This window comes from Vreelandella sp. 162(4c), assembly GCF_058152265.1.
In genome coordinates this window covers 2,602,029-2,625,364 of the sequence record NZ_CM176981.1, presented here as the reverse complement: position 1 = coordinate 2,625,364, position 23,336 = coordinate 2,602,029, and the positions used below count along the sequence as shown (strand labels likewise).

Genomic DNA, 23,336 nt, shown 5'->3' with positions numbered 1-23,336 from the left:
GGGAATATAGTCCTTACTTTACGTGCATCGATTTGCTAATTTTAAAAGATGGACTATATTCCCATTATATCTTTAAAAATGGGAATATAGTCCCTTCATTGGTGATTGTATGGCAAAGCGGAACTTACACAGTGTGCTGTTTCCAAAGCAGCGCAAAATTCTCACTCATTTTGGTGAGGATTTGTTGCTAGCAATGAAGCGACGAGGGTTGACCAAAAAAATGCTCTGCGAGCGAACGGGTTTTGATCATAAAACCGTGAACAAGGTGTTCGCTGGCGATCCTGGTGTGGCAATTGGCACCTATTTGAAAATCATGGCTGTGTTGGGTATGGAAAGTAACTTCTCTGAAGTGGCCGCACATGACGAGCTAGGCATCAAACTGCAAAACATCAAACTCCTGGAAGGTTCAAAATGAGCCGTGACTTGGTAGAGGTTTATGCGGATTGGCATCCCATTGAGCAACCATTATTAATTGGTCAGCTGGCTTATAATGACTCAAGCCGTGGCGGCGTATTTAGCTTTGCCTATGACAAAGCTTTTTTAAAATCACCCTACTGTTTGCAAATTGACCCCTTGCTTACTCTGCATGCAGGGGAGTTTCACAATGACGAAGCCGATAAAAACTTTCGTGCATTTTTAGATTCATCGCCAGATCGCTGGGGACGTATTCTGATGCAGCGCAGGGCGGCTATCGAAAATCGCAAAGGTATTCGGCCGAGTAATCGATTAACGGAGCTCGATTATTTGCTTGGGGTACATGATTCCTACCGCATGGGCGGAATTCGCTTTAAAAGACCAGACTCACCTCATTTTCTTGATAACAATGCCGAATTTGCGGCACCACCCATGGCAGCGCTTCGCGAGTTAGAGCATGCTGCCATCCAAATTGAAAAAGACGAGAACATCGACAGTGATGAATACTATCGGTGGTTAAAAATGTTGATTTCTCCAGGCTCTTCTTTGGGCGGTGCAAGGCCAAAAGCCTGTGTTACTGACGAGCAAAATCACCTGTGGATAGCCAAATTCCCAAATTTAAATGACACCTACGATGTCGGTGCGTGGGAGATGGTGTGTTATGAGCTCGCTTTAGCGGCCAGTATTGAGATGTTTCCAAGCGAGATCCGAAAATTCTCGACTCAGCACCATACCTTTTTGACCAAGCGCTTTGATCGGATGGGTGACAAACGCCTACATTTTTCATCCGCAATGACGCAGCTCCAGTACTATGATGGTGAGCATTCGCAGGGTGCTAGTTATCTTGAAATCGCAGAATTTCTCTCTAATCAGGGCGCACAAACAAAAGCTGATCTTGCCCAATTATGGCGACGGATTGTGTTTAACATTGCGGTGTCGAACACAGATGACCACTTGCGTAATCACGGTTTTCTGTTGACTGACAAGGGCTGGAAGCTATCACCTGCTTACGATTTAAATCCCATTGTGGGAAAGCAAGGCCTTCACCTGAATATTACCGATACAGACAACGCGCTTGACTACCAGCTTGCCTTTGAAGTGCAAGATTTCTTCAGGCTCACGCAAACCGAGGCAAGGCAAATTTACGATGAGGTTTTAAATGCCGTGACACAGTGGCAATTGATTGCACAGCGATTAGGGATCAGCCGAGCAGAGCAAACCATGAAGCAAGAGGCCTTTAATGTGTGATAAGCGTCGTGAGCAAAAATACCTGGCATCGCGATCCTAACCGATCATCACTCTACTTAACCGCCGTCAAGATTTACGAACTGGTTAGCGAGACACACCGGTTGCAGATGATCACATCAAAGTTCCAGCAAGTTGTGTACTCAATGCGTTCGCCTTCTTATAGGTGCGTTGGCATCAATTCATTGAAATTGATGGGGAGTTTGTGGTCATTGTTTTTTACCTACCACTCAAATACTGCAGCAATCACGCGGGATCCGACTGTCGCCCAGTTTTAAGTCGATGACAACGAGGCGTTTCAGGCGGCGGTTGTTGAACAGCAGGTCGATGTAAGAATCATCGTTGTCGATCTGGATGCGTTTTGCCGTGCGACAGAGCTAAAGCCGGCTCCCAGGCTCCAACAGTGCTCCAGCTCTCTTGCGCACCTGACTATAAAAGCCGCGCTGAAACATATCTTTTAAGTAGATAAGCTCTAAAAAGTGACTCCATGACAATTGTCTCGACAGTGTCGAGACAATCTGAGCATCGGGGTAAGCCTCGGCAAAGCAGCAGCATGTGGCGTAGGTTTTTGGCAGAGAAGCCGCGGTCGTACTCCTGTTCTAATTTAGAGACAATTTGCTCGCCATAGGCAGCACGCTCACCCTGATTGCGCACCTGCAAAGCCCATTAGTTGTAGCATTTATAAACCTACTGGGCTTTGAACATCTACCTCTGGTAAAGACAATCAATATACGTTTACCGAGTGCGCTAGTATTTGCCATTTTGGAATTACGTCCTCCACAACAATGTGGAGTGGCTATTACCTAATTGAGTAGACTGCGGCAGTGGTTGTTATGCGAGTCAAAGTGCTCGCACATTGACTCATTGGCTTAGATTGAGGTGGGCAGCGAATTTTCCTTATCAATTCAGCAAGACCAATACTTCGTCACTCAATATTCTGAATCTGCTCCCGCATCTGCTCGATCAACACCTTCAACTCCACCGCGCAGCGGGTCGTCTCAGCCACCACGGATTTTGACGAGAGGGTGTTGGCTTCGCGGTTGAGTTCCTGCATCAGGAAATCTAGGCGGCGGCCTTTGGGGCCTTTTTGGGCGAGCTGGTGGCTCACTTCTTCGATATGCGCGGTCAGGCGGTCTAGCTCTTCATCCACATCAGCTTTTTGCGCCACCAGCACCAATTCGGCTTCCAGGCGCTGGGGGTCGAGTTCGGTTTTGGCGACTTCCAGGCGTTCCAGCAGTTGGGTGCGTTGGCGCTCCAGAATCTGCGGTAGCAGGCTGCGCACGGTGGCGACCTGCTCACTTACCGCTGTCAGGCGGGTGGTGATCATCTCGGCAAGCTTTTCCCCTTCACGGGCACGGGCGTCAATCAGCTCATCCAGCGTTTGGTCAAACAGCGCTTTGGCGGCGGCCTTGATGGCGTCTTGGTCAAGGTGCTGGGTTTCCATCACGCCGGGCTGGTTGAGTAGCGCAAGTGTGGTGGGCGGCACGGCGCTGGGCACTTGCTGCTGAATGGCGGTTAGCGCATCAGCAATGGCGGCTAAGCGGGCGCTGTTAACAGCGGGGGCTTGGGCGGTTTCGGCGCTCTCAAAGCGAACACTGCACTCGACTTTGCCACGGGCTAAACGGGTGCGCAGCGCTTCACGCAGCACTGGCTCTAGGTCACGCAGGCTTTCATGCAGGCGGAAGTGAGGCTCTAAATAGCGCTGGTTCACCGAGCGAATTTCCACCTGCAGCGTGCCAAACGGGGCAGCCTGCTCGGTGCGGGCAAAGGCGGTCATGCTGTGTACGCGGCTGGAAGTGGCCATGTTTCATCCTGGTAGTGAATAACGGTGTATAAAGCATTGCCAACAGTCGTGTCTAAATGGCTAGCCTATTCATTCGATTCAGTAAATGCTGTGCGAAAGAGCGTATCAAACACCCATTATTTCTGGCTGAACCTCTATGAGCAGACGGGAATCCCGCGGTGGCGTATCAATCAGCTCGAAGACGCGGTCGATCATCTCGATCACATTTTGCCGAACCATCATCAAACGCGGATGAAAGGCAGCGGCAAGAGGATCCCAGTCAAAACAACCAAAAATAATGTCATCTAGATAATAGCCATTTAGCTGTAACCCACGAACGATGCCCTCAAGAGAAATCGTGGAGTTGACGAACATAGCGCTGGGCAGAGTAGACCGGTTACGCATGTATGTTGCCAACGCAGCCTGGGCCTTATCGGCAGCATAATCGCAGGGGAGGATATTCTCTTCCGCCGTCGCCAGCCCCACCTCCTCTCTCGCTTGCTTGAAGCCGGCAATACGCTCGCGGGTATTGTGATCCTCATCACGGCCGCCAATAAATAGCACAGGGTCATCACTGCGCTTCTCTTCAGCAAGGCGGTTGAGGATGGCATGGGTAAGCTGTCGCGCGCCATCACGGTTATTGGAAATCACCGACGGTGCCTTACTGCCAGGAAGATCGAGATTAATGCTTTGCACGCCGCTCTCTGCACACATCTGTGCAATCGTATCCGGATCCGTTGCGCCGGTGCATACCAGGCACTCAACACGGTAAGCCAGCATCATTCGGGCTGCTTCACACTCTTGCTTGGGATCTCGATTCGTACACGAAACAATCGCAAACAGCCCCCGTCGACGTGCTTCTGATTCGAAATGTTGGGCTATCGAACTGAAATAGCGGTTGTCGTACAGCGGCAGGATCATGCCGATGATACCTGAGCGTTCGCGCCGCAAGGCACGGGCCTGCATGTTGGCCGAGTAGCCTTCCGACTGGGCGAGCGAAAGAATTTTGCTGGCAAGTTTCTTGCTGATACGACGGCGCTGCCAAGTGCCGTTGAGCACGGCACTGACGGTACTGGGCGATGTTTCTGCCAACCTCGCCAGGTCGTAAATAGTCAGCCGCTTGGATGAAGAGTCGCTAACCACGTGGCAGCTCCTTGCGATTAGATAAAAGTAGCATTGACGTGATGATGCAATAGATCAATCCTACGCTATGCACAACCGATTGTGCATTCTCGACTAAATGACAATAACGATAGCGATGACGCATCGTTTAGGCACCACTCAACGTATCCAGCACTGTGTAAAGCTCCTATGCATTGTGAGGCTCGGAAGCGTCTGCGCCATTTTATTTGACCATGACGCAACGTACAGCAGCACTATTAAAGCGCTTCAATGCACTCTATTCCACTGACTGGGTCAGCCAACAGCAAGCAGGAAATCACAATGAAATACAAAGCACTTCTTACCGCAGCTACGCTAACAGGCATTATCGGCAGCACCGGCGCAATGGCTCAGGAGTCTCCTACGATTGCCGTGGTCGCCAAGGTGGGTGGCATCCCCTGGTTCAATGCCATGGAAATGGGCATCGAACAAATGGGTGAAGAGCTTGGAGTAGAAGCCTATATGGTAGGCCCCACCAGCGCTGACCCTGCCCTGCAGGTACGTGCGATAGAGGATCTGATCAGCCGTGGCGTTGATGTCATTGGTGTTGTCCCGAATGATCGCGAGGTTCTTGAGCCGGTATTGGAACGAGCACGTGATCAGGGAATTATCGTACTGACCCATGAAAGCCCCGAATCGGTCAACATCGACTACGACTTTGAAATGATTTCAGCGCAGCAGTTAGGTGAAGAGCACGCCAAGCTATTGGCTGACACCACCGGCTGCGAAGGCTCGTATGCCGTTTACGTTGGCGGCCTCAGCGTGCCCGCTCACAACGCCTGGGCAGATGCTGCCGTGAGCTGGCTCGATGATAACTGCTCGGGCTTGACCCAGGCCGCTGATCGTTTCGGCGTTGCCGAAAGCGTCGATGACAGCCGCAACACCACCCTGGACTTGCTGCGTGCCCACGAAGATTTGGCCGGCATCATGTCATTTGGTAGCCAGGGAACCATCGGCGCTGCTCGGGCCGTGAAAGAGCGGGGGCTGGAAGGGGATGTGGCCGTTATGGGCCTGTTTTCTCCTGGCCAGGGGCGCCGTCTGGTGCACGAAGGTGTGATTACCGGTGGTTTCCAGTGGAGCCCTCTGGACGCGGGCAAAGCGTTCGTTGCCCTGGGTGAGATGCTCTATAACGGCGAAGAGATTACCGATGGCGCCGAATTGCCGATACTGGGTGAAATTACCCTGGACGGCAAAACGATCTTTGCCTCACAGCCACTCAAGCTGAGCAAAGATACCGTGGATGAGCTGGCAGAGCTCGGCCTGTAAGAGTGCGCTTATTGATCGTGTAAAGGCTGCCGCGCTCCTGATGAGCGCGGCAGTGATGTTGAGAGAGGAGCCTCCAATGGGCGATATCGCGATTCGAGCGCGTCACGTTAGCAAGATTTTCGGTCAAAGCCGGGTGCTCGATGATGTCGAATTCGAACTTCGCCGGGGTGAGGTGCTTTGCCTTGCAGGTGAAAACGGTTGTGGCAAAAGCACGCTCATTAAAATTATTAACGGCGTATACACGCCTGAAGAGGGGGTAGAGCTTTCGTTTGGCGATGAAACGCTCTCTGCCATTAGCCCGATAGAGGCGCGCAGCCGGGGCATCCATGTGATCTGGCAAGATCTCGCGCTGTTCCCGCACCTGACCGTCGCGGAAAATATCGTCTTCGATGACTACGTTGCCAACCCCTGGCGACCTATTTCCTATAAAGATGCGCTGACGCAATCCCGCGAGATCATTCAGCAGTTTGGCCTCGACCTGGATCCGATGGCCCGTGTTGAAGACCTTTCGATTGCCCATCGCCAACTCATTGCTATTTGCCGCGTGCTGCGTGCAGGGGCCAGTATCATTTTTATGGATGAGCCCACCGCCTCGCTTACCTATAAAGAGGTGCAGACACTGCTGGGCATTACCCGCTCACTGGCGGCGAAAGGTATTTCTATTGTCTTGGTCAGCCACCGGCTGGTGGAAGTGTTGGAGGTGTGCCAACGGGTCACCGTGCTCCGCAACGGGAAGTTGGTCGGCACCTACCCCACCGAGGGGATGACCCAGGCACGGCTTTCAACCCTGATGACCGGGCTTGAACTTGAGTTTACCCCTCGTGCTGAAACACACCAAGGAGCCCCGGTACTGGAGCTTAAAAACTTAAGCCGTGAAGGGGAATTTGAAAATGTCTCTTTCACCCTGCATCGCGGTGAAATTCTTGGTCTGACGGGTTTGCTGGGCGCAGGGCGTACCGAAATAGCCCACACGATTTTTGGGATGACCCAGCCCACTTCAGGGCAGCTGCTAAAAGAGGGTCAACCGCTGACGCTAAACTCCAACCGCGATGCCGTGCGCCATCGCATTGCCTACCTCTCTGAAGACCGACTCAATCTTGGTCTGGTGCAAAACCAGTCCATCAATATGAATACCGCAGTGACAGTACTACCAAAACTGGAAAAACCGCGCTTCTTTCTCTCCCCTCAGCGCATCAAGGCACTGACCGCCCACTGGATTGAGCAGCTTAAAACCAAGGTGAGTGATGCCGAGCTTGCGGTCTCCTCATTATCCGGTGGTAACCAGCAACGCATTGCACTCGCCAAATGGCTAGCCACTGAACCCGACGTTCTCATTCTTGACTGCCCGACGATTGGCGTCGATGTAGGCGCCAAAGCCGGTATTTTCGACATCATCAGAAATCTTGCCGACCAGGGCATGGCCATCATTCTGATTTCGGATGAAGCAGGAGAAATCTGGATGAACGCAGACCGTGCGCTCGTATTGCGCGAAGGGCGCATCTACTCCGAGGTTATACCTGCGGAGACCACGGAAGAAGCGCTGGAGGCGATCATCAATGCATAAACGACTGCTAAACAGAAGGATCGGCACTGAAGGTACTCTATTGAGCATCCTCATGCTGCTGTGCGTGGTGTTAGCACTTGCGACCGACAGCTTTCTCACCTTTCAGAACCTGTTTGACCTGCTTAACAATCAGTCGGTCAATATCATCTTTGCAGTGGGCCTGGTCGTCGTTCTGATTGCGGGTGGGATAGATATTTCCTTCGCCGTGGCGGCATCCGTGGTGCAGTACGTGGTGCTGTCACTCCTGATGAATTACCTGGGCGGAGGCAACTGGTTACTTGGCATCCTGCTTTCGATGCTGGTTGGTATGCTACTGGGGCTCTTCAATGCGCTGCTGATCCACCGCTTCCGAATTGTTTCGATCATCGTCACTATCGGCACATTTAACCTGTTTTTCGGCCTCTTGATGTACTTCACCAGCGGGGTATCCATCTACGACATCCCCGATTGGCTCTACTACTCGGTTCCGCTGCTTGACCTACCCGCCGAACGAGGATCAGCCACGCTCTACTTACCCGCGGCAGTTATGGTGGTGATGGTAATACTCACCTGGTTCATTCTGGCCCGCACCGGTTTTGGTCGCGCGATCTACGGTTTCGGATCAAATCCCGAGTCCGCCCGCCGCTCTGGCGTTAGTGTCTGGAAGATCCATGCCTTTGCCTACGGCTGGCTGGGTCTATGCGCGGGGGTGGCGGGCCTGATGCAGGCACATATCGTACAAGAGGTCGTGCCCAACGCCTTGATAGGCCAGGAGTTGCCAATTCTGGCGGCTGTCGTGCTAGGCGGCGCCACCCTGGGTGGTGGGCGCGGCTCAGTGCTCGGCGCCGTACTGGGTGTTCTGCTTCTCGCCGTTGTCCAAAACGGCCTGAACCTGCTGGGCGTCACTCCTTACGCCTTCCGCATGATTGTCGGGCTGATTATCTTGATTGCGATCACCACCAGCAACCTAGGCAACCTGTTGCCCCGCACCACCAAGGCGAGGAACGTATGAATAAGCGCCTGAATAAACAGCCCTCCACGGCCGGACTCCGCCTGGGGGGCGATAGCATTGAAGTGGCCGCCATGACGGCTCTGCTCATCGGCAGTATTGGACTCTTCTCGCTATTGGCACCGGGCTTTCTGACCGCCACTAATTTTGGCTCGATGTCGATGCAGCTGCCGGAGCTGGGGTTACTCTCACTGGCGATGCTGCTACCCATTATTTCCGGCGGCCTGAACCTCTCGGTTACCTTTACCGCCAATATCGCAGGGCTGATGACCGCCTGGCTGGTACAGGGGTTACTGGCGGGCATGGGCATACTAAGCGTTCCCATGGCGATTATCGCCGGGCTTGCCGTCGGCGCTGCCGCAGGCTTTTTGATTGGCGTTATCGTTGCCTATGTGGGCGCCCACCCCATTTTGGTTTCCCTTGGGGCAATGATCTTTCTGCAGGGTGTGGGTGAGTTTTTAACCCGCGGTGGCGGTATTTCAGGCATGCCGGAGGTATTTCAAACCATCGGCAGCGGCAGTTTTCTGGGCATACCAATCCCCATGCTGATCTTTCTCGCCGCTGCCGCAGGGTTGATCTACATCATGCATTTCACCCGCACTGGCTTTTCGATTTATATGCTGGGCTCCAACTCTCGGGCGACGGAGTACTCGGGCATTAACGTCAAGCGCGTGCTGATCACCGTCTACACGATTTCCGGCATTTTGGCAGGGTTAGCGGGCATGGTGATGCTCGCCCGCTTTAACTCTGTACGTGTAGGCCACGGCGAGAGCTACCTACTGATTACGGTTTTGGCCTGTTTTCTGGCCGGGGCAAACCCCTTTGGTGGCTTTGGCCGCGTACTGCCACTGGTGCTGGGCTTGATGAGCCTGCAGGTAATCGCTTCCGGCATGAATCTGATGGGCGCCAGCCAGCATCTAGCCACCGCGGTATGGGGGGCTTTTCTAATTATTGTAATGGCACTACGTATGCCATTTATTAAACAGTCGTGAGTAAGGTTTTCCCATGAGTCATCAAGAACATGTTCTAGGCATTGATATCGGTACGGGCAGCGCCCGAGCAGGCATTTTCACGCCGGATGGCGTGATGCTTGCCGAAGCGAAAACACCCATTGCAATGCATCGCCCTGCCGAGCATCACGTGGAGCAAAGCTCAGCGGATATCTGGCGCGCGGTATGCAGTGCAACCCAGCGCGCCCGCGAGGTTGCCAACGTGACGTCCGACTCCATCACCAGTATGTCGGTGAGCGCCACCTGCTCGTTGGTGCTCCTTGATAAGCAGGATAAGCCGCTAGCACTCTCACCGGGCGATGAGGCGTGGAATATCATTGTGTGGATGGATCATCGGGCAACCGCAGAAGCCGCTGAGTGCACGGCTACCCAGGCAGCGCCGCTGCGCAATCTGGGTGGCGTCATGTCTCCAGAGATGCAGATGCCTAAGCTCATGTGGTTGAAGCGGCACCGGCCCGAGCTCTATGCAAAGATCGGCTACGCTGGTGATCTAGGCGATTGGCTGGGCTTTAAATGCACCGGCTCTCTTGAACGCTCGGTCTGCATGCTCTCCTGCAAGTGGACGTTTGACCCACGCCCTGGTCATGGCTGGGATCACGACTTTCTAAAGCAGATTGATATGCAGGATGTACTCGAGTGCGCCCGATTACCCGACCAAGCCCTTCCCGTGGGCGTAGCACTTGGGCAGTTGACCGAAGAAGCCGCCGATGACTTGGGACTGACGACTCGGTGTACCTTCGCAGTGGGCATGATTGATGCCTATGCCGGTGCGCTTGGCACGCTAGGCAGAAGCCTCGCTGATGCTCCCGAGCGCCGCCTTGCCGTGATTGGCGGCACTTCCACCTGCCATATCGGCGCCCAGCCGGTGCGGCGAGAGGTACCCGGCGTGTGGGGTCCTTATCCGGGGGCGCTATGCGACGGTTTTGTTGCCAACGAAGGGGGGCAAAGCATTACCGGTGCCCTTCTAGATCACCTGGCGGCACTATTTTCAGCCAGCAGTGAATTCGGCGACGATCTTCACGGCGCGTTATCAGACCTTCTACTCGAGCGCTTGGCATCCGGCGACCCAGCTCCTGACACCCATGTTTGTCCTGACTTCATTGGCAACCGCTCACCCTTGGCGGATCCGGAAATTCGCGGCTCCATCACGGGATTGACCCTTGATACTCCTCGCGAGAGCTTCATCAAGGTCTATTGGGCGGCAGCCACCTCGCTGGTTTACGGCACCCGCGCCATCATAGAGCGTATGAATTCCCATGGTTATGCCATCGATACCCTGCACCTCAGCGGAGGGCATGGACGTTCAGCACTGCTGCGAAAGCTCTATGCCGACGGTACCGGTTGTCGGGTTGTGCTGGCGGATGCGCCGGAACCCGTACTACTTGGGGTAGCCGTGGCGGCGCTGGCTGCTCAGGCCAATGGTGAGATGCTTAGCGTTGCCAATGGCCTCGCCCCAGGCGAACAAACATTAGAGCCCGACCAGGCAATGCAGGCGCTGCACACTGCGCGTTATGCCGCTTTCAAGAAACTTTACGAAGGGCGTCTCGACTGACACAGCCAACCTATTTCATGACGCTAGCTGGACGTTAAGCCAATCAGCGCACTCTCAGACGTGTACAATGGAGGGCTTTTCCCAGTTACGCGTTTATCGAGAGGTACTATTTGTGAGCAGTGCTAAGCGTCCTGATGTTGTGCGCCCCAGTGGTCGCGAAGCCGACCAGCTCCGTGAGATCCGCCTGACCCGTGATTACACCCGCCATGCGGAAGGTTCTGTACTGGTGGAGTTTGGTGATACTAAAGTGCTGTGTAATGCCAGCGTAGAAGCTGGTGTGCCGCGCTGGCTGCGCGGCAAGAATCAGGGCTGGGTCACCGCTGAGTACGGCATGCTGCCCCGCGCCACTCACACCCGCAGTGGTCGTGAAGCGACCCGCGGCAAGCAAGGCGGCCGCACGCTGGAAATTCAGCGTTTGATTGGCCGTAGCCTGCGTGCCGCGGTGAATTTGAAGAAGCTGGGTGAGTTCACCATTACCGTGGATTGCGATGTAATCCAGGCCGATGGCGGTACCCGTACCGCAGCGATTACCGGTGGCTGCGTAGCGCTGATCGATGCGATCCGTTACCTGCAGCGCGAGAAGAAGATCAAAGCCGACCCTTTCAAGCAGTTGGTGAGCGCTATTTCTGTGGGCATTTATAAAGGTGTGCCGGTGCTGGATCTGGACTACCCGGAAGATAGCAAGGCCGATACCGACCTGAACGTGGTAATGACCGAAAGCGGCGAGCTGATCGAAGTACAGGGTACCGCCGAGGCCGGCGCCTTTACCCGTGCCGAGCTAAATGACATGCTCGATTTAGCCGAGAAAGCAGGCGATGCACTTCGCGATCATCAGCGCGAAGCGCTGGGTATTCGAGGATAGAATAGTTTAGCAAATACTATTGCTGGCGAAAGAGTTCGCCAGCAATAGCTATATGCCTTTACTTAACAGCAGTCACTACTAATTCCAAAAGAACATTCTCACCTAGGTCAGCAACACCTAACGTAGCTCGGGCTGGAAGATGGTCAGCATCAAACCATTTAGTCCACACCTCGTTCATCCCTTTCTTAAGGTTTAAATCAGAAACATAAGCAGTTGCAGTAACAATTCGCTTATTGTCTGTGCCTGCCTCTGCTAAATACTGCTCTAACTTATCAAGCACTTGTTTGGTTTGGCCTGCCATATCAAGCGTAAGATCATCAGCAATTATTCCACCGAAGAAAACAAAGCCATTCGCTTCTACAGCGCGGTGCATAATAGGTGTTTGGATATGTCGTTTAATCATAATAAGCTCCTGTTTGCCTTAATTGGCGTACGCTAACTCGTCCTATTCAGGACAAGGTGTTTGAAACCTTTGAATAGAAAAAGGAGTGATGGGGAGCTTGGGCTCTCGCTCCATGGCAAGATCGGCGACTATTTCTCCAGTAATGGGGCCTAACTGATAGCCGTGAGCAGAGAACCCAAACGCGTGAATAACATTGTCGTGTTGACTGCTGAGACCTATCACAGGAATGTGATCCTGCATGACTGCTTCGACGCCTGCCCAGGTTCGCATGATGCGTGCCTCTTTCATGAACGGAAACAGGCTGACGACGGTATCGGCATTCTCCGCCAACCCACCCAAGCGGGTTTCGGCCACATGGCGAGCAATATCCACGACACCGCGCACCCCTCCTCCAATCAAAACCGTACCGTTCTCAAACTGCTTAAAAGATAATGGCCGCGATGTGGCGCCCACTACTGTCCCTAAAAATGGCGATAGTCGCTCAGTGATCATTAACATGGGAGCCTCAGCAGTGAGGGGAACCGGCTCTCCAAGCCATTTGCAAAGCTCTCCTGCCCAAGCGCCAGCACAATTGACAAGCAAATCGGCATCAAAATGCTCTTCGCCTCCACTCAGACGCCAGCCATTTCCCTTAGGCTCTATATCAGTTATCTCGATACCTTCGCGGAAGCAGGCGCCCTGGCGTTCAGCTTCGCGACGCCAGGCAGTAACAGTGCGATAAGGATTGGCAAAGCCATCGCCATCACACGCAAGCCCACCTGGACAATGGCCAGCCAACGCCGGTAGCCGCTTGCGTAGCTCATCACGGTTGATAAGCTTTTCATGGTGGTACCCCAGGTTTTGCACTTGGCGCTCACGTTCGTTGAGGATGGCCATATCATTATTGTTTTCAGCCACTTTGATTTGCCCAACAGGACGAAACCCACAATCGTCACCGACAATACTCGTCATGTTCTGCCAGCGTTCCCAAGCAGCTATCGCTAACGGTATCTCTGCCGGGTGCCTGCCGAGCCGACGTACACCACCGGCATTGACACCCGAGGCATGGCGACCGGCATAGGCCTTATCAATGACAGTGACCTCATACCCTTGATTACTTAATCGCAGCGCAGCACTGCAACCATGAAATCCCGCGCCCACAACCACTACACGACGAGACATCAGCCTTCCTCCGCCGCCTTTGCAAGCTGTCCGAGGGTGATCGGTTTGAAAGGTGGTCGCAGCCTGTAATAGCCGGTCTCTTCAACACTCTGCTGATTGGCGTCTGCCAGCAGTTCGCTCACGGTAATACCACACATACGGCCTTGACACGGCCCCATGCCACAACGAGTGAATGACTTAGTTTGGTTGGGCCCTAGGCAGCCCATTTCGGCCATACGCCGGATTTCTCCGCCGGTTACCTCTTCGCACCGACAGGCTAGCGTATCGTCATCGGGTAAACGCCATTGTTTTGCAGGTCTATACAACACATCGAGAAAAGGTCTAATAGCAGTGTCACGCGCTAGTGCTTTACGAATTGGTTGGGCGCGTTCAGTACTGTTTGCCAAGGTTAATTTATCTAGCGCCAGGGCAGCCCCCAGGCCCGCTAATTGACCTTGCATGGCCGCAGCCTTAGCTCCTACGATACCGCCTCCATCACCCGCTACGGCAATACCTGGGATATCGGTGTTCAACCACTCATTCAGACGTGGTCTCCAAGATAATTGCTGCTCATCCCACTCATGGTGGCAATCCACCGCCCGAGTGATTTGGGTATTGGGGATAACTCCTTGATGAAGTAGCAAGGTAGGCGTTTCAAGTGCCTGCCATTTATCAACGCCCTGTTGCTTCCATAAAACGCGCTCCAACTGACCACTACCTTCGGCGCGCAGAGCGCTTACGCCTTTAATGTGGCGAACACCTGCACGACGTAGTTCACGTAAGAGTCCCACCCCCTTTAATAGGGTGCTGGCATTACGTAACGCACCGGGAATGTGCTTAAGAGCGGCGCGATATCGATTCCGTGGCGTAGTATCAAGAATGGCCGCTATCTCGACACCTGCGCGAAGATACTGAGTGGCTAGCAGCAATAATAAGGGGCCACAGCCGGCTAATACGACTGGAGCCTGGGGCACGGCCCCGGCACTCTTGAGCAATATTTGACCACTTCCTGCTGTCATGACCCCTGGCAATGTCCAACCAGGTATTGGCATTGGCCGCTCCATGGCTCCTGTGGCAAGGATGATATGTCGCGCACAGATCATTTCTGCCTTGTCATCATGCAATAGCCCGATTTCACGCTGCCGGGTCAATTGCCACACGGTGGTTGCAGGACGATAGTCAATTTGAGGGTCTTTAAGCCCCTTGATTAGAGACTCGCCAGACCAGTAATCCTCGCCAAGAATCCGCCGATCACGCACAGGGGTACTTTCCAATGCACGATAAATTTGACCACCCGCCGCAGGCTGCTCATCTATTACCACCGGCGTAATGCCATATTCGAGGGCAGTAGTTGCTGCGGCCATACCTGCTGGGCCTGTACCGAGAATGACTAGGTCATGCGTAATCATGAAGTTAATCTCCTGGCACCCTGCTGTGTATGGACATGCATCCCATCGCGAACCTCCACTTGGCAGGCCTGAACATTGGGATTGCCATCAACTTCCACCAAACATTCAAAGCACACACCCATCATGCAGTAAGGAGCACGAGGGGCATTACTAACCGGCGTACTCCGGCAGATACTAATGCCCGAAGTGAGTAATGCCGCAGCGACAGTATCGCCAGGGCGAGCCGTCACGGTCTGCTCATCAAAGCGGAAAGTTACTACCGCTTCGTTAGTGGCTTCAGGCGGGGATAGACGTTTGAACATGGAATCTCTCCGCAGTAAAAGGGGTAATTTCAGAAGGTGCTTCAGCGCCTGCAAACCAGGGCGCCAAACACTTTGCATGGGCTGCGGCTAACGTCACACCGCTATGGCAACAAGCGATAAAAGCCCCAGGATGACTTTCAGATGCTTGATAAAGTGGATAACCATCAGGTGTCATAACTCTCAAGGCTCCCCAACTGCGAACCACTCGAGTATTTGCAAGTGCCGGTAACGCTCTTACGGCGCGCTTAGCAATTTGAGCAAGCACGGGTGTTTCTGTACCGTCATTGAAACCGACGTCTTCATGAGAGTCGCCCATGAGAATTGAGCCCTCTCCGGTCTGACGTAGATAGGTCGTTGGTAGGTTAAGCAGTGGCCGCATTCGTTCAGTAACCAGGATTTCACCCCGATTAGGTATTAATGGTGCATCTAGCCCTACCTGCGGAGCTAGTTCTCGGTTGCCAAGCCCTGCAGCCAAAATGACACGGCCCGCCGCAATGGTTTGATGATTGCTCTCGATCACATAACTCTCCCCATTACGCCGAATCTCCTTTACCTTGCCAACAGCAAGGAAGCGGCCTCCATGGCAACGAATGCCAGCATGTAGCGCTCGAAGCAGATAAAGAGGATTAGCGTGCCCATCCCAGCTTGACCATGAAGCGCCCGTTACGCTTTCGCCAATTTCAGGAATCAAGTCATGTAACTGGTTATGGTTCAGCATTTTGAACGAAAACTGGCGATCCGTTGCTTGAGAAAGTGCATCAAGATCTACTTCGCGACTCGCCAATTCCGCTTCGCTATAGCAAAGATGGACTCCCCCTGGGTTGTGGTGCTGAGTTGCGACCCCTGTCAACTCAAAGAGCTCTTGAGAAAGTGCCGACCACTTGGATGCAGAACGCATACTCCATTGGGAATAACGTGGTATTTCCTGCCCCTTTCCTTGAACCCAAACCAATCCAAAATTACCTCGCGATGCACGATAGGCCACATCACCTTCATCTAGTACGCTAACTTGGTGACCTTGGCTGGCTAGGCCATAAGCAATTGCACTACCTACTAATCCCCCACCAATGACGGCGAAATCACACTGCTGCATAGTCGGCTCCTTAACCTTTACCGATAAGAACTTTGTCAATTCCATAGAGCCGGTCGAGCAGCACCATAAATAGCACCGTCAAAACGATTAACACCGTAGAAACAGAGGCAATTAATGGATCGACGGTATGAGCAATATGGTTGTACATCTGAACAGGCAGCGTTGTTGTGCTGGGTGAGGCCACGAAAATGGTCATCGACAACTCATCAAAGCTGGTAGTAAACGCTAAGATCCAGCCACCGGCGACTCCTGGGAGAATCATCGGTATGGTGATGCGCCGAAACATCGTCCACTGGGAAGCGCCTAGTGATAAAGCAGCCTTTTCCGCACTACGATCCATGCCAAATACAGATGCCATCACCAAGCGCATGGTATAGGGCATAACGATAATCACATGAGCTGCAATGAGTGCCCAAAAGCTACCGTAAATGCCTATTTGAGAGAAGAAACTGAGGAATGCTACCCCAAGTACAACATGAGGAATCATTAGCGGTGATAAAAACAAACCCACTAATGCATCGCGACCACGGAAACTATAGCGGACAATAGCTAGCGCTGCCGGCACCGCTAACAGGGCCGAAATACTGGCAGCAGCAACGCCAAGATAAAGGCTATTCCAGAAAGCACGGATAAAAGCAGGGTACTCAAATATTGCCACGAACCAGCGAAGAGAAAATCCATTTGTCGGGTAAGAGATATAGCCATTCGGTGTAAAAGCTACCAGTATTACCACTACTAAGGGAGCAAGTAGAAAAACGACAAATAACGAGTGAAACGCAAGGGCAAGTTTACTGTTATGTAACATTCGGGAGTCTCCTAGCCCAGGGTGCGACGAAAACGCCGCTCCATCATGCGGTTATAACTCATCACCACGACAACATTGGCCACCAGCAGCACAATGGCTATTGCAGCCCCCATAGGCCAATTCATAGTGTTGAGATACTCATCGTAAGCAGCAGTAGCCGCTACCTTTAGACGGCGCCCACCAATAATGGCTGGAGTGGCAAAAGCACTGGCTGACAAGGCAAATACAATCAAGCTGCCGGAAAGGATACCGGGCAATATTTGGGGAATTACTACGCGTCGAAAAACTGTCCCGTGGCTAGCGCCTAACGACAAACCAGCATGTTCTACCGCAAGATCAAGCTTCTGAAGAGCGGCCCAAACCGAGATCACCATCAATGGAACTAAAACATGTACCAGCGCAAGAATTACGCCGGTGTGAGTGTACATCAAGTTACCTGCACTAGACTCAGCAATACCAATTGCTTCCAAAAATTTACCCAGTAAGCCATTACCACCAATCAGCAATACCCAACCAAGTGTTCTCACTACTACTGAGATTAATAATGGTGCCAAAGTAACGACTAGAAATAACGAACGCCACGGATTACGCATTCTTGAAAGAATATAAGCTTCTGGTACGCCTATAATAATACAGAGAATTACTACTGCTACACTAATACCATAGGTACGCAGAAATATTTCGTGGAAGTAACTATCTCGAAGAACTTCATAATAGTTTTCAAGGCCAAATGAAGAAACAATACCAATCGAATAATCAAAGCTATTAAAACTAAGTATCAGCGTCATTATTAGTGGCATGCCCAATAGGGCAAGAAAAAAAATAGCACCTGGCGCACTCAGTAACCACGGCACCGGATTAATTGTACGAGTACGCGACACAGAAGGAGATAGGCTAGAGGTGAGCTCAGTCATGTGCTTGCTCCCCCAGAATACGTACAGCTCCTTCCTGCCAGCGAATTCCTACATCTTCGCCAACTGCGGCCCCCTGCACTCCTAAATTAGGTTGAGTAATTAATAGCTCGCCGATACTACTATCCACTTGGTATAACCAGTGATTCCCTAGAAATAACCTTGTACGAACACGTCCGTTTAGTTGGCCAGCACCTTGATGTGTTAGCTCTAATTTTTCTGGACGGATTGATAATTGAACCTGGTCACCTTGCATATCGTTAGGCACAGAGATTTCAAGTTGGTAATCACCTAGTTTTACCTGAGCTTGGCTACCGATTTGCTGATCTATGTGGCAAGCAAATAAATTGGTCTTTCCAACAAAAGATGAAACAAAGTTATTTTTAGGATTTTCATAAGCTGAAAATGGCTCATCAACTTGTACGACCTTGCCCTCATTCATAACCACAACACGATCACTAAGTGAAAGTGCTTCCGATTGATCATGTGTAACCATCAGGGTTGTAGTGCCAACCTGCTGCTGAATATTCCGCAGCTCAATCTGCATGTTTTCTCTTAATTGTGCATCAAGGTTTGAAAGAGGCTCATCAAGTAGTAACAACGGCGGACGAATTACGAGAGCACGAGCCAGAGCGACACGTTGGCGTTGCCCGCCAGATAGTTCGCGAGGATACCGATCTTCCAGATGATCAAGACGAACCAGTTCCAACGCTTCCCGTACTTGTTGGTGACTCTCACTGATCGGAACTTTGCGCATTTCCAGACCAAATCGAACATTTTCTGCGACGGTCATATGGGGAAAAAGGGCGTAGCTTTGAAACACAATTCCTATTCCCCGCTGATTGGGTTTACAGGACGTAATATCATCGCCGTTCATCCAGATGCGCCCGCGAGAAGGCTCAACAAAACCAGCAATCATTTGCAATGTAGTGGTCTTCCCACACCCCGATGGGCCAAGCAGGGAGACAAACTCGCCTTGGGCAATATCAAGCGTCATATCTTGCACAGCTACGTTATTGCCATAACGCTTAGTCAATGACTCTAAATGCAGAAAACTCATGGTATAGGACTCCCACACACCCTTACCTATCATGTTGAAAGCAAGGGTGTGTTGTCTTAAGTGTTATCAACAAAGAAAGAGATTAAGCGCAGGATTAGCGCTCAACCTGACGGTTCCATCGATTAGTCCACTCAAGACGATTAGGGTTAATAACATCCCAATCCACAGCTACTAGCTGGTCGACCTTTTCCCCATAAGGAAGGATTTCCGCTAAATCATCGGGTAATTCTGCATTTCGCTGCGCAGGCCCCCAGCCTTGCGTATCAGCCAACAATTCTTGAGACTCAGGGGTCAGCAAATGTTCAACAAATGCTTCGGCTAACTCGCGTTCTTCGCTACCTTCTATTACACAGGCAGCAACCATCAAAGCAACGGCGCCTTCTTCAGGATATGCAAAGGCGCCAGGGAAACCGGTATTAGCAAGCGCGCGTAAACGCCCGCTACCCCAAACTGATAAAGCAATTTCCTCATTTTGGAAAAGTTCTGACATTTTGCCTGCAGAAGGCTCAAAAGAGAGAATATTGGGCGCGGCTTCTTCTTGCATAAAGATGAAGCCAGGATCGATATCGCTTTCACCCCCACCGTTGAGTCGTGCCGCCATCACCAAGGCATGCACGCCATACGTATTGCTAATGGAAGGAACAACCAACTTGTCGGCAAATTTTTCATCGGCCAAATCATTCCAAGATGAAGGTGGCTCCCATCCATTACGCTCAAACATTTCGGCATTGTATGCAAAACCAGAAGCGACTAAGCCAACACCAACAGCCTTGTCATCAGGGAAGCGCGCAATGTCGTAGACATCGTCTAACATAGCGGTATTTTGCATCGGTGAGCAGAAGCCTAGATTAATAGCTTGGTACATCGGGCCATCATCCATCAGCACTACATCAAGCTCTTGGTTTCCACGCTGGGCTTGCAGCTTAGCCAAGGTATCGGTGGAATTTCCTGCTACATAGATGATTTCCGCCTCATGCTCCTCAAGGAAGGCTGGAATGATTTCATCACGCATAGCTTGTTCGGTAGAACCACCATAGGAACCTACGTATAGCGGTTCAGCAAGAGCTGTATTCATGCCAAGAAATACCAGTCCTGCCATTGCGGTCGTTTGCTTATTCAGTCTTTTCATATTTGCAGTGTCCTGTCATTGATGTTGGTGTTTTGCTTGTTGTTATCAATGGCCGCCACCGCTTCTGGTATTGCTAGAAAACGGTCAGAAGGCGTGGGCAGTGCGACCTTCAATGAAGCTAGCACTGCTTCAGGCATCAGGACTAATGCCTTTTGTTAGGCACCTTATTCGCTAATGTTATGGGTTAGCCAAAAAAGGGATTATCAAGCTGATTAGCCAGATAAACTTTTACTTCATCCAGAAATTCCAAAACTAGACGTGATGGAGGTCGAAATGCAGGAAGCACGGCACTGTAATGAAAAGGTATTTTGGGTGAAAAAGGACGTATAACTAGGCCACGCGAGGCATAGCTACCTGCTGTAATAGGATCTATTAATGAAACGCCTGCACCCGACAAAACGAGTTCACAAGCAACGCTCGATAATTGAGTTTCGATGCGCATACGCCGCGCAACACCTGCTTGATGGAAAACATGGTCAATAAGGGGTCTGACATCCTGTGTCTGCCCCAGTGAAACAAACGGCTCGCCTTCCAAATCTTCTGCAATAATAGCTGCTTGCTGCGCCAATCTATGCTCAGGCAACATTACTAAGCACAACTCACCGCTAGCAATAGGGAGTACGGTGACAGAGGGATCCTCCAGATGCATGCCTATTAAACCTGCATCACACTGCTGAGTTGCCACCCACTCTAATACTCGTTGCGAGCTATGTGCTTGTAATGATACCGTTATTCCCGGATGACGTGATGTGAAGGAGTGGATAATAGGAGGTAATGCACTAAGCGCGAGAGCTGGCATGCAGCTTAAGAAAAGCCTACCCGTTCGAAATTCTCTAATTTCTTTAGCTGTATCGGTAATCTTATCAAGTCCTACAAATGCTCTATCAACATCCTCATATAGCGCTAAGGCTTCAGGTGTTGGAATTAAGCGACCCTTGCTTCGCTGAAATAATGAAAACCCTACGTAATACTCTAAGTCGTTTATCAAACGGCTTACTGCAGGTTGTGAAACATGCAGAGTCTGTGCTGCCCTAGTAACGGTTTTATGTATCATCACCGCACGAAAGGCTTCTATCTGCCTAAGATTAATCATGCGCTATCTGTCCAAGTTGAAAATACGGATACTTGTTTAAAATGCTCTCTAAACAGAATAATAAAATCCTTTGCAAGCTGAGATAGAGGCTGATCTCGTGTTGTTAACAGCGCAAAATCTTCACTCAAGGCGGGCTTGAAGGGGCGCAAAATTAGTTCTTCTCCTTCGAAAACTTTTGCGCTGATTGGATCAATAATCGCAATTCCAACACCTTGTCGAACCAATCGAACAGCTTGAAGAGCGAGAGAAACCTCCAAGTAACTTTTGGGTTTGATACAACGAGTTTCCATGAGTTTTTCCAGATCAAGTCGCAAAGGATCCTGAGGTTCAAAACTGATTAGCGTCTGGTTATCTAAATCATCTACTTCTATTATTTCATGGCCTGCCAAAGGGTGGTGACGAGGTAAAGCGCATAGGCTACCAAGGCTAAATACTTCGCTACCCACTCGATCATCGGCTTCAGCAACAATAGCAAAGCCCATATCACAACGTTGTGTAATTACATCCTCAATGACTTGCTCCGAACGAAAAGTAGCCAGTTCAAGTCGTGCATCAGGGTGCTGAGGGGCAAAAGCCGCCAACACATCAGGTAAAAAAGTAATCCCCAACAAGGGCATAGCACTAATACGCAATCCACCCACTTCTCTTCCGCTAATACGGCGTGCGGTCTCGCGGAGATGTTCCATTCCACTCCACATTCGCTGCACCTCGCGATGAAATAGGCGTGCTTCAGGTGTCGGCACCAAGCGCCCCCGTACACGTTCGAATAACGTAAAACCCACATCATGCTCCAGTTGCTTTAACAAACGCGTAACACCTGGTTGGGCGATCAGCATACGTCGTGCTGCACCGGATACAGTGCCAATTTCCATGACATGCTTAAATGCAAGGACTTGACGGTCGCGCAGATGAAGAGAGGGAGTAGTCATAACTTTTACACATAAGGTGGCCAATCATTGGTATTGGATCGTATAGCCTATACCTGCCTATAGTCGAGCTTACTTTAAACTTGATTGAGCAAGCGGCATGCAATTTGACTTCTTGATTATTGGTGGTGGCGTAGTAGGCATGGCTGTTGCCTATGGCCTACTGCGCAGAGGTCAAAAAGTTATCATGCTGGACGAAGGAGATGATGTTTTACGCGCATCACGAGGCAATGCCGGACTAACGTGGGTGCAGGGAAAAGGTGTGGGCATGCCTCGTTATGCAGAGCTGAGTCTACAGTCAAGCGATGCATGGCCTTTCTTTGCTAGTGAGCTTAGCGAGCGCAGTGGTGTACCACTTGAGTACTCTCGCCAGGGCGGCATTGATATTTGCTTTGACGTTCAGGAAGCCGAGGCACGTGTGGCCAACTATCGTAAACTTCAGGCTTCATCACCCTATCTCGCACGCTATTTTCAATGGGAATACTTAGATAGACAAGCTCTGTTAACCCATCTCCCTGGCTTGGGCGAAAGCATTCACGGGGGCACTTGGTCTCCCCATGATGGTCATTGCAATCCGCTATTGCTTCTGCGCGCACTTTTAACAGCCAGCCTTAAGATGGGTCTTAGCTATCATCCAGGCTGCTCGGTTCAGCGCCTCGAATCAAATAGAGCAGGCTTCACTGCCAGTACCCTAGGCGGTAACTTTTCAGCCGAGCGTATTATCGTAGCTGCAGGCCTAGGAGCGAAGCACCTCTCCCCCATGTTGGGTCTGAACGGAGATGTCTTCCCATTGCGAGGGCAGATCCTCGTAACGGAAAAAATGCCTCTGATATCGCAACTTCCTACACCACAGATAAGGCAAACCGATAACGGTAGCTACTTGATCGGTGACGCCCATGAGCACGCAGGCCTAAACAGGGATGCGACTACCAACATCATGGCGGAATTAGCTGCTCGAGGGGTACGTATTTACCCGCACCTGAAGAACGCCAAAATAGTGCGTGCTTGGGGTGCGTTAAGAGTTATGACACCTGATGGGTTTCCACTTTATGAATCGTCCAAAGCCTACCCAGGTGCCTATAACATCAATTGTCATAGCGGAATTAGTTTAGCTGCTTTCCACGCCGAAGAGCTGGCTCAAGCCTTGCTGCATGACCGATTGAGCTATGAATTTAGCGAATTTTCTAGTGCACGCTTTAGCAAGATTAACTAACAAAAAC

Annotated in this window: 24 protein-coding genes; 9 read left to right on the top strand and 15 right to left on the bottom strand. The window is 51.5% G+C overall.

Annotated elements, in window-relative coordinates; genetic code table 11:
- Window positions 1-109: 109 nt before the first annotated feature.
- Window positions 110-415, top strand: coding sequence for a helix-turn-helix domain-containing protein (locus AC4EYZ_RS12050; RefSeq protein WP_008957106.1), 306 nt, complete (start codon window positions 110-112; stop codon window positions 413-415).
- Window positions 412-1,662 carry a type II toxin-antitoxin system HipA family toxin gene (locus tag AC4EYZ_RS12045; RefSeq protein ID WP_474193035.1) on the top strand — a complete coding sequence of 417 codons (1,251 nt, stop codon included), beginning with the start codon at window positions 412-414 and terminating at the stop codon, window positions 1,660-1,662. The genes AC4EYZ_RS12050 and AC4EYZ_RS12045 overlap by 4 nt, the downstream gene beginning before the upstream one ends.
- Before the next feature lie 374 nt (window positions 1,663-2,036).
- On the opposite strand, the gene AC4EYZ_RS12040 is transcribed toward AC4EYZ_RS12045, so the two are convergent.
- The 3 genes from AC4EYZ_RS12040 to AC4EYZ_RS12030 form a co-directional block, all read right to left on the bottom strand.
- Window positions 2,037-2,153, bottom strand: coding sequence for a hypothetical protein (locus tag AC4EYZ_RS12040; protein ID WP_474193036.1), 117 nt, complete (start codon window positions 2,151-2,153; stop codon window positions 2,037-2,039).
- Window positions 2,154-2,584: 431 nt separating this feature from the next.
- Entirely contained in the window at window positions 2,585-3,463 is an 879-nt protein-coding gene (locus AC4EYZ_RS12035; protein ID WP_490204272.1) for a YicC/YloC family endoribonuclease, read from the bottom strand.
- A gap of 105 nt (window positions 3,464-3,568) precedes the next feature.
- Complete coding sequence (locus AC4EYZ_RS12030) at window positions 3,569-4,585, bottom strand: substrate-binding domain-containing protein (RefSeq protein ID WP_009286319.1); 1,017 nt, start codon at window positions 4,583-4,585, stop codon at window positions 3,569-3,571.
- Window positions 4,586-4,885: 300 nt separating this feature from the next.
- Here AC4EYZ_RS12030 and AC4EYZ_RS12025 point away from each other — a divergent pair, with 300 nt between their 5' ends.
- From AC4EYZ_RS12025 to rph, 6 genes are all read left to right on the top strand, one after another.
- Complete coding sequence (locus AC4EYZ_RS12025) at window positions 4,886-5,869, top strand: substrate-binding domain-containing protein (RefSeq protein WP_474191693.1); 984 nt, start codon at window positions 4,886-4,888, stop codon at window positions 5,867-5,869.
- Between the two features lie 76 nt (window positions 5,870-5,945).
- Window positions 5,946-7,433 (top strand): sugar ABC transporter ATP-binding protein, encoded by a 1,488-nt coding sequence (locus tag AC4EYZ_RS12020; protein ID WP_474191692.1) that lies wholly within the window; start codon window positions 5,946-5,948, stop codon window positions 7,431-7,433.
- Window positions 7,426-8,424 (top strand): ABC transporter permease, encoded by a 999-nt coding sequence (locus tag AC4EYZ_RS12015; protein WP_022521073.1) that lies wholly within the window; start codon window positions 7,426-7,428, stop codon window positions 8,422-8,424. Before AC4EYZ_RS12020 ends, AC4EYZ_RS12015 begins: the two co-directional genes overlap by 8 nt.
- Window positions 8,421-9,413 (top strand): ABC transporter permease, encoded by a 993-nt coding sequence (locus AC4EYZ_RS12010; protein ID WP_041157439.1) that lies wholly within the window; start codon window positions 8,421-8,423, stop codon window positions 9,411-9,413. Before AC4EYZ_RS12015 ends, AC4EYZ_RS12010 begins: the two co-directional genes overlap by 4 nt.
- 13 nt (window positions 9,414-9,426) lie before the next feature.
- The gene (locus AC4EYZ_RS12005; protein WP_474191691.1) at window positions 9,427-10,983 is read left to right on the top strand and encodes an FGGY family pentulose kinase; all 1,557 of its coding nucleotides are present in this window, start codon (window positions 9,427-9,429) and stop codon (window positions 10,981-10,983) included.
- Window positions 10,984-11,122: 139 nt separating this feature from the next.
- On the top strand, window positions 11,123-11,845 hold the full coding sequence (gene rph, locus AC4EYZ_RS12000; RefSeq protein ID WP_196518269.1) for a ribonuclease PH: 723 nt from the start codon (window positions 11,123-11,125) through the stop codon (window positions 11,843-11,845).
- Window positions 11,846-11,903: 58 nt separating this feature from the next.
- Here rph and AC4EYZ_RS11995 read toward each other — a convergent pair whose 3' ends face one another.
- The 12 genes from AC4EYZ_RS11995 to AC4EYZ_RS11940 all read right to left on the bottom strand — a co-directional run bounded on the left by AC4EYZ_RS11995 (window position 11,904) and on the right by AC4EYZ_RS11940 (window position 22,119).
- The gene (locus AC4EYZ_RS11995) at window positions 11,904-12,248 is read right to left on the bottom strand and encodes a RidA family protein (protein WP_027958531.1); all 345 of its coding nucleotides are present in this window, start codon (window positions 12,246-12,248) and stop codon (window positions 11,904-11,906) included.
- A 42-nt stretch (window positions 12,249-12,290) separates the two neighbouring features.
- Window positions 12,291-13,409 (bottom strand): NAD(P)/FAD-dependent oxidoreductase, encoded by a 1,119-nt coding sequence (locus AC4EYZ_RS11990; RefSeq protein ID WP_027958530.1) that lies wholly within the window; start codon window positions 13,407-13,409, stop codon window positions 12,291-12,293.
- Window positions 13,409-14,797: an FAD-dependent oxidoreductase gene (locus AC4EYZ_RS11985; protein ID WP_342584577.1), complete on the bottom strand. Its 1,389-nt coding sequence runs from the start codon at window positions 14,795-14,797 to the stop codon at window positions 13,409-13,411. Before AC4EYZ_RS11985 ends, AC4EYZ_RS11990 begins: the two co-directional genes overlap by 1 nt.
- Window positions 14,794-15,099 (bottom strand): (2Fe-2S)-binding protein, encoded by a 306-nt coding sequence (locus AC4EYZ_RS11980; RefSeq protein ID WP_081742576.1) that lies wholly within the window; start codon window positions 15,097-15,099, stop codon window positions 14,794-14,796. The genes AC4EYZ_RS11985 and AC4EYZ_RS11980 overlap by 4 nt, the downstream gene beginning before the upstream one ends.
- The gene (locus AC4EYZ_RS11975; RefSeq protein ID WP_027958528.1) at window positions 15,074-16,192 is read right to left on the bottom strand and encodes an NAD(P)/FAD-dependent oxidoreductase; all 1,119 of its coding nucleotides are present in this window, start codon (window positions 16,190-16,192) and stop codon (window positions 15,074-15,076) included. Before AC4EYZ_RS11975 ends, AC4EYZ_RS11980 begins: the two co-directional genes overlap by 26 nt.
- Window positions 16,193-16,202: 10 nt before the next feature.
- Window positions 16,203-16,997 carry an ABC transporter permease gene (locus AC4EYZ_RS11970; protein WP_027958527.1) on the bottom strand — a complete coding sequence of 265 codons (795 nt, stop codon included), beginning with the start codon at window positions 16,995-16,997 and terminating at the stop codon, window positions 16,203-16,205.
- An 11-nt stretch (window positions 16,998-17,008) separates the two neighbouring features.
- Window positions 17,009-17,911 (bottom strand): ABC transporter permease, encoded by a 903-nt coding sequence (locus AC4EYZ_RS11965; protein WP_474191687.1) that lies wholly within the window; start codon window positions 17,909-17,911, stop codon window positions 17,009-17,011.
- Window positions 17,904-18,968: an ABC transporter ATP-binding protein gene (locus AC4EYZ_RS11960; protein ID WP_035538029.1), complete on the bottom strand. Its 1,065-nt coding sequence runs from the start codon at window positions 18,966-18,968 to the stop codon at window positions 17,904-17,906. The genes AC4EYZ_RS11965 and AC4EYZ_RS11960 overlap by 8 nt, the downstream gene beginning before the upstream one ends.
- Window positions 18,969-19,062: 94 nt before the next feature.
- Window positions 19,063-20,097, bottom strand: a complete 1,035-nt coding sequence (locus AC4EYZ_RS11955; protein WP_027958524.1) for an ABC transporter substrate-binding protein — start codon at window positions 20,095-20,097, stop codon at window positions 19,063-19,065.
- On the bottom strand, window positions 20,094-20,234 hold the full coding sequence (locus tag AC4EYZ_RS11950) for a hypothetical protein (protein ID WP_155705954.1): 141 nt from the start codon (window positions 20,232-20,234) through the stop codon (window positions 20,094-20,096). The genes AC4EYZ_RS11955 and AC4EYZ_RS11950 overlap by 4 nt, the downstream gene beginning before the upstream one ends.
- A gap of 47 nt (window positions 20,235-20,281) precedes the next feature.
- The gene (locus tag AC4EYZ_RS11945) at window positions 20,282-21,190 is read right to left on the bottom strand and encodes a LysR substrate-binding domain-containing protein (protein ID WP_027958523.1); all 909 of its coding nucleotides are present in this window, start codon (window positions 21,188-21,190) and stop codon (window positions 20,282-20,284) included.
- The gene (locus AC4EYZ_RS11940; protein ID WP_081742575.1) at window positions 21,187-22,119 is read right to left on the bottom strand and encodes a LysR family transcriptional regulator; all 933 of its coding nucleotides are present in this window, start codon (window positions 22,117-22,119) and stop codon (window positions 21,187-21,189) included. Before AC4EYZ_RS11940 ends, AC4EYZ_RS11945 begins: the two co-directional genes overlap by 4 nt.
- Window positions 22,120-22,216: 97 nt before the next feature.
- Between AC4EYZ_RS11940 and AC4EYZ_RS11935 the strand changes: the two genes are divergently transcribed.
- Window positions 22,217-23,329, top strand: coding sequence for an NAD(P)/FAD-dependent oxidoreductase (locus AC4EYZ_RS11935; RefSeq protein ID WP_342584579.1), 1,113 nt, complete (start codon window positions 22,217-22,219; stop codon window positions 23,327-23,329).
- Window positions 23,330-23,336 lie beyond the last annotated feature (7 nt).

Excerpts from the sequence above, each read along its gene's own strand:
- AC4EYZ_RS12050 (WP_008957106.1), top strand. The coding sequence starts at position 110 with ATGGCAAAGCGGAACTTACACAGTGTGCTGTTTCCAAAGCAGCGCAAA.
- AC4EYZ_RS12045 (WP_474193035.1), top strand. The coding sequence starts at position 412 with ATGAGCCGTGACTTGGTAGAGGTTTATGCGGATTGGCATCCCATTGAG.
- AC4EYZ_RS12035 (WP_490204272.1), bottom strand. The coding sequence starts at position 3,463 with ATGGCCACTTCCAGCCGCGTACACAGCATGACCGCCTTTGCCCGCACC.
- AC4EYZ_RS12025 (WP_474191693.1), top strand. The coding sequence starts at position 4,886 with ATGAAATACAAAGCACTTCTTACCGCAGCTACGCTAACAGGCATTATC.
- AC4EYZ_RS12020 (WP_474191692.1), top strand. The coding sequence starts at position 5,946 with ATGGGCGATATCGCGATTCGAGCGCGTCACGTTAGCAAGATTTTCGGT.
- AC4EYZ_RS12015 (WP_022521073.1), top strand. The coding sequence starts at position 7,426 with ATGCATAAACGACTGCTAAACAGAAGGATCGGCACTGAAGGTACTCTA.
- AC4EYZ_RS12010 (WP_041157439.1), top strand. The coding sequence starts at position 8,421 with ATGAATAAGCGCCTGAATAAACAGCCCTCCACGGCCGGACTCCGCCTG.
- AC4EYZ_RS12005 (WP_474191691.1), top strand. The coding sequence starts at position 9,427 with ATGAGTCATCAAGAACATGTTCTAGGCATTGATATCGGTACGGGCAGC.
- AC4EYZ_RS11995 (WP_027958531.1), bottom strand. The coding sequence starts at position 12,248 with ATGATTAAACGACATATCCAAACACCTATTATGCACCGCGCTGTAGAA.
- AC4EYZ_RS11990 (WP_027958530.1), bottom strand. The coding sequence starts at position 13,409 with ATGTCTCGTCGTGTAGTGGTTGTGGGCGCGGGATTTCATGGTTGCAGT.
- AC4EYZ_RS11985 (WP_342584577.1), bottom strand. The coding sequence starts at position 14,797 with ATGATTACGCATGACCTAGTCATTCTCGGTACAGGCCCAGCAGGTATG.
- AC4EYZ_RS11980 (WP_081742576.1), bottom strand. The coding sequence starts at position 15,099 with ATGTTCAAACGTCTATCCCCGCCTGAAGCCACTAACGAAGCGGTAGTA.
- AC4EYZ_RS11975 (WP_027958528.1), bottom strand. The coding sequence starts at position 16,192 with ATGCAGCAGTGTGATTTCGCCGTCATTGGTGGGGGATTAGTAGGTAGT.
- AC4EYZ_RS11970 (WP_027958527.1), bottom strand. The coding sequence starts at position 16,997 with ATGTTACATAACAGTAAACTTGCCCTTGCGTTTCACTCGTTATTTGTC.
- AC4EYZ_RS11965 (WP_474191687.1), bottom strand. The coding sequence starts at position 17,911 with ATGACTGAGCTCACCTCTAGCCTATCTCCTTCTGTGTCGCGTACTCGT.
- AC4EYZ_RS11960 (WP_035538029.1), bottom strand. The coding sequence starts at position 18,968 with ATGAGTTTTCTGCATTTAGAGTCATTGACTAAGCGTTATGGCAATAAC.
- AC4EYZ_RS11955 (WP_027958524.1), bottom strand. The coding sequence starts at position 20,097 with ATGAAAAGACTGAATAAGCAAACGACCGCAATGGCAGGACTGGTATTT.
- AC4EYZ_RS11950 (WP_155705954.1), bottom strand. The coding sequence starts at position 20,234 with ATGCCTGAAGCAGTGCTAGCTTCATTGAAGGTCGCACTGCCCACGCCT.
- AC4EYZ_RS11945 (WP_027958523.1), bottom strand. The coding sequence starts at position 21,190 with ATGATTAATCTTAGGCAGATAGAAGCCTTTCGTGCGGTGATGATACAT.
- AC4EYZ_RS11940 (WP_081742575.1), bottom strand. The coding sequence starts at position 22,119 with ATGACTACTCCCTCTCTTCATCTGCGCGACCGTCAAGTCCTTGCATTT.
- AC4EYZ_RS11935 (WP_342584579.1), top strand. The coding sequence starts at position 22,217 with ATGCAATTTGACTTCTTGATTATTGGTGGTGGCGTAGTAGGCATGGCT.